Source organism: Mesorhizobium sp. STM 4661, from assembly GCF_000359125.1.
GTDB lineage: Bacteria > Pseudomonadota > Alphaproteobacteria > Rhizobiales > Rhizobiaceae > Mesorhizobium.
The window spans coordinates 1-12,539 of sequence record NZ_CAAF010000088.1 but is presented as its reverse complement, the minus strand read 5'-3'; the positions used below and the strand labels follow the sequence as shown (position 1 = coordinate 12,539).

9 protein-coding genes and 3 pseudogenes are annotated in these 12,539 nt (G+C 61.5%); 6 read left to right on the top strand and 6 right to left on the bottom strand.

The window, feature by feature from the left end; all coding sequences use genetic code 11:
* The 4 genes and pseudogenes from MESS4_RS31045 to MESS4_RS31030 form a co-directional block, all read left to right on the top strand.
* Positions 1–1,010 (top strand): arginase family protein (locus MESS4_RS31045; RefSeq protein ID WP_198292825.1); only part of this gene is annotated, 1,010 nt, incomplete at its 5' end.
* Between the two features lie 182 nt (positions 1,011–1,192).
* On the top strand, positions 1,193–2,647 hold the full coding sequence (locus tag MESS4_RS31040; RefSeq protein WP_006340027.1) for an NAD-dependent succinate-semialdehyde dehydrogenase: 1,455 nt from the start codon (positions 1,193–1,195) through the stop codon (positions 2,645–2,647).
* A gap of 14 nt (positions 2,648–2,661) precedes the next feature.
* Positions 2,662–3,723: a tartrate dehydrogenase gene (locus MESS4_RS31035; protein WP_006340026.1), complete on the top strand. Its 1,062-nt coding sequence runs from the start codon at positions 2,662–2,664 to the stop codon at positions 3,721–3,723.
* A 285-nt stretch (positions 3,724–4,008) separates the two neighbouring features.
* A pseudogene (locus MESS4_RS31030) lies at positions 4,009–4,506 on the top strand (nitrilase-related carbon-nitrogen hydrolase); the annotation flags it as partial.
* 202 nt (positions 4,507–4,708) lie between these two features.
* On the opposite strand, the gene nadC reads toward MESS4_RS31030, so the two are convergent.
* From nadC to MESS4_RS31010, 4 genes are all read right to left on the bottom strand, one after another.
* A complete protein-coding gene (nadC, locus tag MESS4_RS31025; protein ID WP_006340021.1) occupies positions 4,709–5,563 on the bottom strand; it encodes a carboxylating nicotinate-nucleotide diphosphorylase in 855 nt (284 codons plus the stop codon).
* Positions 5,563–7,098 (bottom strand): L-aspartate oxidase, encoded by a 1,536-nt coding sequence (locus tag MESS4_RS31020; protein WP_006340019.1) that lies wholly within the window; start codon positions 7,096–7,098, stop codon positions 5,563–5,565. Before MESS4_RS31020 ends, nadC begins: the two co-directional genes overlap by 1 nt.
* Positions 7,095–8,069 (bottom strand): quinolinate synthase NadA, encoded by a 975-nt coding sequence (gene nadA, locus MESS4_RS31015; protein ID WP_006340017.1) that lies wholly within the window; start codon positions 8,067–8,069, stop codon positions 7,095–7,097. Before nadA ends, MESS4_RS31020 begins: the two co-directional genes overlap by 4 nt.
* 66 nt (positions 8,070–8,135) lie before the next feature.
* Complete coding sequence (locus tag MESS4_RS31010) at positions 8,136–9,107, bottom strand: hypothetical protein (protein WP_006340016.1); 972 nt, start codon at positions 9,105–9,107, stop codon at positions 8,136–8,138.
* A gap of 193 nt (positions 9,108–9,300) precedes the next feature.
* Between MESS4_RS31010 and MESS4_RS31005 the strand changes: the two are divergent.
* Positions 9,301–9,676 (top strand): annotated as a pseudogene (locus tag MESS4_RS31005) (3-methyl-2-oxobutanoate hydroxymethyltransferase); the annotation flags it as partial.
* Between the two features lie 15 nt (positions 9,677–9,691).
* On the opposite strand, the pseudogene MESS4_RS32940 reads toward MESS4_RS31005, so the two are convergent.
* Positions 9,692–9,850 (bottom strand): annotated as a pseudogene (locus tag MESS4_RS32940) (ATP-binding protein); the annotation flags it as partial.
* A gap of 210 nt (positions 9,851–10,060) precedes the next feature.
* Between MESS4_RS32940 and MESS4_RS31000 the strand changes: the two are divergent.
* Positions 10,061–11,503, top strand: coding sequence for an ISNCY family transposase (locus MESS4_RS31000; protein WP_006340008.1), 1,443 nt, complete (start codon positions 10,061–10,063; stop codon positions 11,501–11,503).
* Here MESS4_RS31000 and MESS4_RS30995 read toward each other — a convergent pair whose 3' ends face one another.
* The gene (locus tag MESS4_RS30995) at positions 11,504–12,316 is read right to left on the bottom strand and encodes a sulfite exporter TauE/SafE family protein (protein WP_006340005.1); all 813 of its coding nucleotides are present in this window, start codon (positions 12,314–12,316) and stop codon (positions 11,504–11,506) included. It abuts the gene before it with no gap.
* Positions 12,317–12,539 lie beyond the last annotated feature (223 nt).

Genomic DNA, 12,539 nt, shown 5'->3' with positions numbered 1-12,539 from the left:
TAAGCCCAGGCAAAAAGCGGGCCAAAGAGATCAGCGATATGGACAATGCACTGAAGCCCCGAAGCGTCATGCCGATGTTGGGGACGGCGAGTTCCGATACGTTCATGGGCGTCGCCGCGTGCAAAAATCTCGACGAGCTTAATGCCGAGGTTGTTATACTCGGAATCCCATGCGCTACGCCGTATCCAGGCGCCGTCGAATACACCCAAGCAAATCTGGATGCACCGCGCGCGATACGGGACGGGCTGGCTATCTGGTCGGCAACGAAAGATCGATACGACTGGGATCTGGATGCACTGCCGTTTTGCGGTGCTGAGGATCGCGTCCGCGACTATGGCGATCTGCCAACCCGCGTTGACACGCCTGAGGAGAATCGGAAGCTCATCCACGACACTATAGCCAAGATCGTCGAAAAAGGCGCCATCCCGATTGTGCTGGGCGGCGATGATTCGGTTCCGGTTCCCATCATCAAGGCGCTATCGGCTAAAGCCGACGTGACCATTCTACAGATGGATGCCCATATTGACTGGCGCGATGAGGTCGCAGGGGAACGCCATGGCCTCTCCAGTGTTATGCGGCGCGCGTCTGAAGAACCGCATGTCACCAATATGGTGCAGGTTGGCGCGCGCGGCCTAAGTTCGGCTGGGCCCCAGGAAATCGCCGATGCAAAAGCCTGGGGCGTAAAGTTCTTTCCGGCACAGGTCGTCCGTCAAAAAGGCATTCAACCGATCGTCGATGCCATTCCTTCCGGGTCTAATGTCCACATAAACCTCGACTTTGACGGGCTCGATCCGACAATCATGCCCGCCGTCTTTGTTCCGGCGCCGGGTGGGCTGTTGTACTGGGAGGTCGTCGAGCTGATTAAAGCTGTCGCGGCGAAAGCAACGATCTGCAGCATTGCAGCAGTGGAATTTGTCCCGTCGAAAGATCCGGACGGCAATTCCGCATTGACCGCGGGGCGGATCATATCATTGGCCATCGGCTCCATCTTGAAGAAGCCGTCGGTTTAGACGTCGGACGAAACCACCGCGTCGATCGCCATAAAAGGCCGCCGAACCATTCTCCCGCCCCCGCTCTGTAAGGTGGAGGGCCGTCCGGCCACCGGCTTCGTTAGCGCGCAAATGTCTTTCTCGATTTGTCGCTACGCCTCTCCAAAACTCCAACCACAATTTTCGGAACGAGGACTGAGTCAATGAGTTCATGGAGCGATTTCCGCCGCGAACAGATCCTGGTGGGAGGTCAGTGGACGTCGGCGGACGATGGCGGGACGCTCGACGTCATCGATCCAGCAAGTGGCGAAATCATCGGCACTGTCCCTAATGCCGGTGCGGCCGAGACCAGACGAGCGATCGATGCCGCTGCGGCAGCGTTCGCCAGTTTCAGCCAGACGACCGCAGCGGTCAGAGCGAGAATGCTGCGCGATCTTTCGACGGCACTTCTCGACCACCAGGATGCACTGGCCGAACTTCTCACCCGTGAGCAGGGCAAGCCGCTTGCCGAGGCCAAGGGCGAGATCGCGACAGGTGCTGCCTACATCCAATGGTTTGCTGAGGAGGCTCGTCGCGTCTATGGAGACACGGTTCCTTCGCCCTGGGCTGACCGTCGTATCCTGGTGACGAAGAGCCCAGTGGGCGTCGTCGGCGCCATCACACCCTGGAATTTTCCGTCTTCGATGCTGGCACGAAAGATTGGCCCTGCCCTTGCCGCGGGATGCACAGTCGTTGCCAAACCCGCCAGCGTGACGCCCTATTCGGCGCTCGCCTGGGGCGTGCTGGCGGAACAGGTTGGCATCCCCGTGGGCGTCATCAATATTCTGACGGGCAGCGCGCGCGAGATCGGCGGCGAACTGACCTCAAATCCCCTGGTGCGCAAGATTACCTTCACCGGCTCAACTGATGTTGGGAAACTCCTGCTCAAGCAGGCTGCCGAAACCGTCAAGAAGGTTTCGATGGAACTCGGCGGCAACGCCCCGTTCCTGATTTTTGACGATGCCGATCTTGACCGTGCGGTAGCGGGCGCCATCGCCGCCAAGTTCCGCAATGCGGGTCAGACCTGCGTCTGCACCAACAGGCTTTATGTGCAGGCTGGTATCCACGATCGATTTCTCGAAGCTTTCGCGGCCGCAACGCGGACGCTTGTCGTTGGCTCTGGACTGGTAAGGGGTACGACTTTGGGTCCGTTGATCGACGATGCCGCTGTGGTCAAGGTCGAGGCGTTCATGAGCGATGCACTTGCCAAAGGTGCCAGCGTTATCACTGGTGGCAGGCGGCATTCGACAGGCGGACGCTTCTATGAGGCGACGGTTCTCGCCAATGCGAATTCGACCATGGACTTTGCGCGCGACGAAATCTTCGGCCCCATAGCGCCTGTCTTCAAGTTCGAGACCGAGGACGAGGCCGTTCGCCTGGCGAACGACACCCAGTACGGGCTGGCCGCCTATTTCTACACGCAGGATCTCGGCAGGGCTTTTCGTGTTTCCGAGCGCCTCCAATACGGCCTTGTCGGCGTCAACGAGGGCTTGATCACGACGGAAGTCGCGCCGTTCGGAGGACTGAAGGAATCTGGCGTTGGCAAAGAGGGATCGAAATACGGGCTCGATGACTATCTAGACGTCAAATACGTCTGCGTCGGCGGTCTCGGTTTGTAGTCGGAGACAAGACCATGAAAGACTATAAAATCGCGCTCATCCCCGGAGACGGCGTCGGCATCGATGTGACCGATGCCGCATGGGTCGTCCTTGACGGTGCGGCCAGAAAATTCGGCTTCGGCCTCTCGCCGCAGCGCTTCGACTGGTCGTGCGATTATTATCTGAAGCATGGCCGCATGATGCCGGAAGACGGCATAGCGACTTTGAGGGCTTTCGACTCCATTCTGCTGGGCGCGGTCGGCTGGCCAGCCCGGGTGCCAGATGCGGTTTCCCTGCATGGGTTGCTGCTGCCAATTCGCAAGGCATTCGATCTCTATGTGAACGCGCGACCGCACAAACTTCTCGCCGGCACGACTGGGCCATTGAGATCGGAAAACTTCGACATTCTGTGCATCCGGGAAAACACCGAGGGTGAATACAGTGGCGCCGGCGGGCGCATCCACGTCGGAACGCCGGATGAAGTAGCCGTCGAGACATCCATTTTCACACGTCGGGGTGTCGAGCGGATTTTGCGATACGGGTTCGAGCAAGCACGCAAACGCAGCGGTCGGCTGGCCTCGGTTACAAAATCAAACGCCCAGAAGCATTCGATGGTGTTCTGGGACGAAGTGACTGACGAACTGGCCGCAGACTATCCTGATGTCCAGGTAACCCGCTATCATGTCGACGCAATCGCTGCCCGTTTTGTGATGAACCCGGAGACCCTTGATGTCGTCGTCGCCTCAAATCTTTTTGGTGACATCTTGACCGATCTGGGCGCAGCCATCCAGGGTGGCCTGGGCTTTGCCGCGTCAGCCAACATCAATCCAAAGGGCGGCGTACCATCGATGTTCGAACCGGTTCATGGCTCTGCCCCCGATATCGCCGGCAAGGGAATCGCAAATCCTATCGCCACGATATGGAGTGGCGCCTTGATGCTCGAACACTTGGGTGAGCGGTCAGCTGCGTCTGCAATTCTTGCGGCCATAGAGAGCGTCACGTCACAAAAGAAAATCCGGACTCCTGATCAGGACGGCAAGTCTTCGACCACCGAGGTTTCACTCGCTGTCTTGGCAGCGCTCGACCGACCCGCCTAAATCGAACAGCCTGCCGGGAGCAGGTCCAAAAACAACTTACAAATCGCCTAGCCAGGCAACTGCCACGCGGCCCACAAAGGAATCGCGGACATTGGGCGCTGGTGCTCTGCGCCGCAACGATCCGTAACGCACTCCGGCTCGGTTCCTGCATTATCCTAAATTCGGCCGCCGATCCGCTCAGGGTTCGCTACGCGTGCGTGCGACCGCTGCGGCTTCGCCTTCGCGGTGATCGCGCCCAAGACCTGAACACGACTTGCGCCTGTCGAGCGGGGATGGACCTCGCCCAAGGTCGTTGTCCTGCCAGAAAGCGCCGCCGGCCTCTGGACGCCGACCATCGAACGGCTCTGGGCACGGCAGCTAACTGGTAGTGGCGTGACGGTCATCGCAGGGGCCGCGGTGGTGGACCAGGATGGCTACGACAACGTCATGATGCGGATCTCGGCCGAGGGAAGCGAAGTTCTGTATCGCCAGCGCATGCCAGTGCCCGTTTCCATGTGGCAGCCTTGGCTCGCCTGGGTGGGGCAGGGCAGCGGGGCGCGGGCGCATGTCTTTGCCAATCCGGTCGTCGACGTCGCGGGCGTGAAGGTTGCGCCGCTGATTTGCTACGAGCAGCTGATCGTCTGGCCGGTACTCCAATCCATGCTCCGTCGACCGGATGTCATCGTCGCAACCGGAAATGGTTGGTGGACGGGCGACACCAACATCCTAGCGATCGAAAAGGCGAGCGCTCAAGCCTGGGCGTCCCTGTTCGGCCTGCCGCTCGTCTTGGCGCTCAACAGCTGAAGGAAGAAAATGAAGAATGGATATCGGACTTGTCGGTCGAATGCGCCGATGACAGCCTGAACGTTCGCTTCGGTGACGCAGATGCATTGCAGCTTGCCTGCGATCTTTAAGTTGGGTCTGATTTCCTGTGCGCCATTGCCAGCCGTCTGGGCGGCTGGTCGCCCCGCTAAAGAAGCCGGGTAGGTAGGGTCAGCCTCGACGATCAAAGCTCACGGTAATCGAGGCCGATATCGAGGATCGGGGCGCTGTGAGTCAACCAGCCGACCGAAATCAGATCGACACCGGTCGCGGCGATGGCGGGCGCCGTCGCGGCGGTGATCCTGCCGGACGCCTCGGTGATCGCTCGGCCGGCAACCATCACCACCGCCTGGCGCAAGTCGTCAACCGGCATGTTGTCGAGCAGCACAGCGTCAGGGGCGAGCACTAGGGCCTCTTGCAGCTGGGTGAGCGTATCGACTTCTACTTCGATCTTGACGAGATGACCGACGCTCATTCGCGCCCGCTCGATTGCCGTGCGAATTCCACCGGCTACGGCGATGTGGTTGTCCTTGATCAGGATGGCGTCGTCGAGCCCGAAACGGTGATTGCAGCCGCCACCGGCACGCACGGCGTATTTTTCGACCGCCCGCAATCCAGGCGTCGTCTTGCGCGTGCAGACGATCTTTGCGCCGTGGGCGCGGACCGCCGCGACGACCGATGCCGTCGCCGTGGCGATGCCGCTCAGATGACAGAGAAAATTGAGCGCCGTCCGTTCCGCGGTGAGAATGGCGCGGGCCGGTCCGCTCACCGACGCAATGGTCTCTCCCGGGGTGACTTCGCTGCCGTCCGCTCGCTCGACCGTCATCTCGACATTCGGATCGATCAACTTGAAGGCAAGCATCGCCAGATCGAGACCGGCGACAATGCCTCGCTGGCGTGCCGCAAGCACGGTCGTCGCGTGGCGCTCCTTCGCCACGATGGTATCCGTGGTCAAGTCACCGGCTCTACCAAGGTCTTCCAGAAGAGCTGCCCGTACCAGAGGCTCGAGCATGATTACCGGAAGCGGCGAGAGGTTCATCATGTGGCATCTTCCAGCAGGGGCACGAGTTCCCGCGCTGCCACAAGGGCGGCTTCGAGCGTGATTTCGGAACGCTGGGCGACGGCAGCACGATGCGGAAAGTCGGTCCGGAAATGCGCCCCACGGCTTTCCCGGCGCCGCAAGGCGGCAATCGTGATCATCAGCCCGACGGCGGCGGGATCGGATGCTGCGTCGTGCTGCTTAGCCAGCGGCAACAAGGCCCGCGCAGCCTCTTTCAACCCTTCGCCATCCCGCGTGACGCCGAGGGCAAGCGACAGGATAGGACGCACGGGCCTTTGGTCTGGCGCAGGCAGGTGAGGTGCCATAGCTGGCTTTCCGCCGCTGTCGGGCGAACCGGTAACACTCTCGGCAACCCAGCGCGCGCAGACGACGGCTTCGGTCAGCGAGTTGCTGGCAAGCCGGTTGGCGCCGTGCAGCCCCGTCGAGGCGACCTCGCCGCAAACCCAAAGTCCCGGAACCGACGTACGCCCGGCCAGATCCACGGCGACGCCACCCATATGGTAGTGCTGGGCAGGGCGAATGGGAAGGAGATCGCGCACCGGATCGATGCCGGCCCTGGCGCAGGCCGATGCGATCGTCGGGAACTGTCGCGCGAATGCCGGGCCGGGCTTTTCTCGCACATCGAGAAAGACGCGGTGGCCGTTGGCCAGATGTTTCCAGACGGCGCGCGCGACGATGTCGCGTGGCGCGAGTTCCTCACCTCGCAAACCGTCGAGGAAGCGCTGCCCTGTCTCGTCGACGATCACGGCGCCTTCGCCGCGAACCGCCTCGCTGATCAGCGTCATGGGGCGGTTCGATCCATCGAGCGCGGTCGGGTGGAACTGGATGAATTCCATATCGGCAAGGACAGCGCCCGCGCGGGACGCAAGCGCCAGGCCCTGTCCGCAACTGCCAAGAGGATTGGTGCTGTCGAGAAACAACCCGCCGATCCCGCCGGTGGCGAGGACGGCCCGTCCCGTGGTGAAAAACACCGGGCCCGTAGGACCGCTGGCCATAACACCGGCGATCTTGCCGTCCTCCACGGCCAGCCGGCGCGCATCGAACCCCTCAACGACCTCTATTGTCGGCGTCGAGCGGACGGCCGCGACCAGGGCACGCATGATTTCGCGCCCGCTGCCATCGCCGCCGGCATGAACGATGCGGCGCCGGCTGTGCGCGGCCTCCAGTCCGAGGCGCGCCGTCCCTTCCGGCGTGCGGTCGAAGCGGACCCCGAAGCCCGCCAATGTCTCGATCGCGCCCGGCGCCGCATTGAGGATGCGGCTCGCCATCTCCCTGTCGCAAAGCCCATCGCCTGCCGCGAGCGTGTCGGCAAGGTGGAGTGCTGGATCGTCGTCGTCGCCGAGGCTTGCGGCGAGGCCTCCCTGTGCCCACGTGCTGGAAGCGTCCGAGCCAAGCGGCGTTCTCGACAGGAGAAGCACCGGCTCGGGCGCCAGGTGCAGCGCGGTCACCAGCCCGGCTATGCCGCCGCCGATGATCACCGGGCGGCAGGCGAGATGGTGGACGTCGATGCTCATACAGCCAGCATCCGCTCGACGGCCAGCCGCGCGCGACCGGCGATTTCGGGTGCGATGGTCACCACATGGCAGTTCTGTTCAAGCGCCGCACGGATGTTGGCGAGCGTTATCCGCTTCATATGGGGGCACAAATTGCAGGGCCGGATGAACTCGACCTCCGGATGCTCGACCGCGACATTATCGCTCATCGAGCACTCAGTCATCAGCACGACGCGGGGCGGCTTTTGCCTTCCGACATAGTCGGACATGGCCGCGGTCGAGCCGGAGAAATCCGCTTTGGCCACCACTTCGGGCGGACATTCGGGATGCGCCAGCACCGTCACGCCGGGATGGTCCTCGCGCAACTGGCGAATGTCGGCAGGCGTGAAGCGCTCATGCACCTCGCAATGCCCTTTCCAGGCGATGATCTGCACGTCGGTCTGCGCGGCGATGTTCTGGGCCAGATACTCGTCCGGCAGCATGATGACCCGAGAAACACCCAGCGACTCCACGACGGCTTTCGCATTGCCTGAGGTACAGCATATATCGGACTCGGCCTTCACCTCGGCCGATGTGTTGACATATGTGACGACCGGCACGCCCGGATAGCGCTGCCGAAGCAGACGGACATCCTCGGCGGTAATCGAGTCCGCCAGCGAACAGCCTGCTCGCAGGTCGGGAATAAGCACCGTCTTTTGCGGATTGAGCAGCTTCGCCGTCTCGGCCATGAAATGCACACCGGCAAGCACGATGACATCCGCGTCGACCGTCATCGCCTTGCGGGCCAGCGCCAGGCTGTCGCCGACGATGTCGGCGACGCAATGGAAGATCTCCGGCGTCTGGTAGTTATGCGCCAGGATGACGGCGTTTCGCTGCCGCTTCAGATCGAGGATGGCCTCGATATCATCGGTGAAGGCTGGCCATTCGATGGGCGGGATGACTCGCCGCACTCGGTCGTAGAGCGCGGTCGTGCGCGTTGAGGCGTTGAACATGCCTTATCCTCATTATGCTCGTATTGAGTATAATCGAGATATTGCTTAACTTGAGCATATTGAATGTCAAGCGCGTGAAAGTGGCAATTTCGTCCCTGCGACAGTTCGTTCCGCCTGAACCGTTTGGCGGAAGCGGAAGCGTTTAGCCGGAGGCCCTCGTGTTTCCGACACCGTCTCGCCTGTTTCCTCGACCAGATCCTGCTGTTCGATGAGACGCCGGAAATTCTGTTTGTGCACGAGCCGGCCGGCAAGCGCTTCAACGGTGCGTTGCAATTGCAGCAGCGTGAATGCCGGCGGCATCAGTTCGAAGACGACGGGGCGGTATTTGATCTTGGTCCGCAGCCTGGCGATTCCTGTCGCCAGAATACGACGGTGGTCGGCAATCATCGATCGACCGGGGACAGATAGCGGGCTGCCATTGTCCGAGCCGCGTGTGGCTTCTGCCACCAGCGCGGCTTCATAGAGCAGTTCGTATCGCTGCAGGACGAGTTCCTCGTTCCAGTCGCGGTCATCGAGGCCGAAGGCATGTGCCACGCGCTGCCGGCGATCGCGGCGCAGGCTTGAACCTTCAGCTTCGTCCGCCCAAGCGGAAAGTCGGGGCACAAGGATTTCACGCAAGACAAACGGCACGCCCGCGCGATGATCTTCCCACGGAAAATAGTCGTACCAGCCTCGCCAGCCATGCGCTGGAGACCTTTCGGACTGCTCTTCTCGCGTCAGGCCGAGATAGCTGATCGAGATCACGCGCTCGACGCGCTCGTCGCCGATCCGGTCACGGTCGGCAAAGGTGTAGAGCTGCTCGATGTAGCCCAGCGGATGACTGGTCTGCCGCTCTACCCAGGCCCTTAGACCGGACTGGAGGGAGCGGTGGCCGAGTTCAAAAGGGCCGGAAGGCAAAGCCCCCGCCTCTCCGATGGTCAGAACGCGTGGCTCACCATTCGTCACGGCAATCACGACGGCGATCAGGTCCGCGCTGATAGCCTGGCTCCGGCTGTTTCTTGCCGGCTGCTTCGTCGCCTGGGTTGTCTTGTCTTGCATAGGGGTTTGATTGAATTCCGAGGATCGAGCCACCCGAAAGAGGGCAAGCTGAGCAAAGGTGAACTGCTGCCTCCTGCCCGTCAACGTTCTGCACGAAACGGCACCGGCTGGAGCCGCGAGTCTTTGCCCTTCGCACAGGCGCAAATCTATGCCAAATGCGCCGCCGGGTGGCTAACGCGAGGGAAGGTATGCCATGAGCGTTACGCAGGATGTGAGGGCTGTGACACCGCCGGAGGTCGCAGCGCGCAAGGGAGGGCTCCCACTGGTATGCCTCACCGCTTACACGACACCGATTGCCAGACTTGTCGATCCGCACTGCGACATGGGTTCTGGTCGGCGATAGGGTCGGCATGGTGTTGCATGGATTGCCCTCCACCCTTGCCGTCACGCTCGACATGATGATCATGCATGGACAGGCGGTCCGCCGCGGCCTTGAACACGCGCTGATGATCGTTGACATGCCGTTCGGGTCTTACGAGGAAAGCCTGGACCAAGCTTTCCGGAACGCGGCTCGCTTGATGACCGAGACCGGCTGCGCCGCCGTCAAGCTCGAGGGAGGCGAGAACATGCCGGCATGAGGGTTCCTATTGTGCGGCCTGCCGCAGCGCTTCGGGAAAGGGCCAGGAATGGTTTCCGGTCTCGACAGTCTCGCAATGATGGGTGAGCCAGTCGAGGAGCACGGTGGTCATCTTTGCATGGTGGAAGACGCTCGGCCATTCGCCGAAGGCGATGTTGGAGGACAGCTCAAGTCATTGTTTTATAATATAATTTCGTAGTTCCATAACAGATATTATCCGACTAACAACTGTAGCAGCCATTTAGTAATGCGACAGTTGCCCCAGTTAGAGATGCGACACTTCCCGCTTCCGAGGCTGGTCAACACGAAGCTGGAAAGGAAGGCTGGCGACTTCACACAGAGCCTGGCGTGAGACCAGGCCCATTGCGGAGCCGTCATGCCTTTGGTCACCCTGTCGCAAAAAGAGCTGCATCGTCTCGAAGCCATCCAGAAGATCCGCGACCGGCGGCTGAGCGTCGTCCAGGCGGCTGAGCTCCTTCATCTCAGCCGCAGTCAGGTTCACCGGCTGTTGCGGGCCTATGACCAGGACGGCGCCGGCGGGCTTGCGTCGAAGAAGCGCGGCCGGCCGAGCAATCGACGCCATGATGAGGAGTTCCGCAACACCGCATTGGATCTGGTGCGCGATCGCTACCGGGACTTCGGCCCGACGCTTGCCCGCGAGAAGCTGCTTGAGGGGCACCAGATCGCCGTCAGCACCGAGACGCTACGCAAATGGATGACGGAGGCCGGCCTCTGGACATCGCGCCGGGAGCGCAAGAAGCAGATTCACCAGCCACGGGGCCGGCGCGACTGCCTCGGCGAGTTGGTGCAGATCGATGGCTCGCACCATTGGTGGTTCGAGAACCGCGGTCCCAAATGCGCCCTGCTCGTCTACATCGATGACGCGACCGGCAAGCTGCTGCATCTCCGTTTCGCCGGTTCCGAGAACACGTTCGATTACCTGATCGCCACAAAGGCCTATTTGCGGGAATGGGGCAAGCCGATCTCATTCTACAGCGACAAGCATGGCGTCTTCCGCGCGACGCATGGCTCCGAGAAGGATCGAACGACCGGCCTGACGCAATTCGGCCGTGCGCTGTACGAGCTGAACATCGACATCATTTGTGCCAACAGCCCGCAAGCAAAAGGTCGCGTCGAGCGCGCCAACCAGACGCTGCAGGACCGGCTTGTGAAGGAATTGCGCCTACGCGGCATCAGCACGATCGAGGCGGCCAATGCCTATGCGGCCGAGTTCGCCGCCGACTTCAATGTCCGCTTCGGCAAGCAGCCGCGCAATCCGAAGGATATGCACCGTTCCCTTGCCGAGCATGAGAATCTGGACAGCGCCATGTGCCGCAAGGAGTTCCGCACGCTGTCGCAAGCCTTGACGCTGCGCTACGACAAGGTGCTGTTCATCCTCGATCCGAGCGCCTTTGCAAAGAGCCTGGCCGGTAAGAAGGTCGTCGTTTGCGACTATCCCGACGGCCGGCTTGAGATCATGGCGGGCAGCACGTCCCTGCCCTACAGGACATTTGACAAGCTGCGCTCGGTTCACAGATCGGAGATCGTCGAGAACAAGCGCCTGGACGAAGCGCTTGCCATGGTGGCCGAGATGCAGGTCGGCCGGGATTTGCAGCGTAGCCAGCACGGACCACGGCGCACCGGGCAGACGAACCACATGTTCGGAGTTCCCGACGGGAGCCAGAGCAACGGCTATGTGAAGCGTGGGCGCAAGCCTGGCCGAAGGACGGATTTCATGAACGATCCGGCCGTCATTGCCCGGCGGGAGCAGGCGATGGCTCGGATGGAGGCGGCCGAGCGACTGGAGGCAGCCGAGTGACTACTTGTGCTGCCAGACTTTTACGGCCGATATCACAAGGATCAGCGCCAGTGCCGGAAGCAGCACGTAGCTCGGCACCAAGCCGAGCAACTGGCCACCGATGAATGTCCCTATGATCGATCCGGCGGCCATGATCAGAAGGAACTTCTTGTTGCGGCCGATGACCGAGAAGCTCTGATCCCGGCTGTAGCGAGTGAACCCGACGAGCATCGTCGGCAGACTCACAGCAAGCGAGAGAGAGCCCGCCAGCTTGATATGGGCGCCGAACAGCAGAACCAGCGTCGGGATAAGCAGCTCTCCGCCGGCAACGCCGAGGAGCGAGGCGACAATGCCGATGATGAACCCAGCAATGACCCCTGCGACAAGCTGTGCTGTGCCGGTGACCAGCGCTGCACCTGTCGTGGCGTGGTCGTGACCGAACAACAGCACGACCGCGATGACGACCAGGAGCAAGGCTATCACCTTGTAGAGAGTTTCCGATTTGAGGCGTGTTGCCCATCCTGCTCCAAACCAGGCACCCAAGAGGCTACCAGCAAGCAGATTGAGGATGACCGGCCAATGGGCGGCCACGTCGGCAAAGGGCACTGTCTGCGCCCTGAATGGCAAAGCTGTGGCCACCACGACCAGGCTCATCGTCTTGTTCAGAATCACTGCTTCCAGCGCAGCGAAGTTGAACACGCCAATCAAAAGCGGCAGTCGGAACTCCGCGCCTCCAAGGCCGATGAGGCCGCCGAGGGCGCCAATGATGGCACCACCTCCGAAGGCCATCGGCAGTTTCTTATAGGATGTGGAGGCGGCAGTCTCATGCGTCATGGCGTTATATCTACGCGGAAATGACGACCTTTGCACCCCTAGCACGATGTGTTGTGCGGGCTCTCAAAGCTAAAGCCGGGAGATCGACTGGGCCGCCCCCGATCGGGCTGCGCAACCCCGACCAGCTGACGCCCGATCGGGCGCTCCCGTCGGCGCCAAGAAGCGCACCACTGTCGCATTTCTAACTTGCTGGCGGTGTCGCGTCTCTAAATCGCTTTGACAA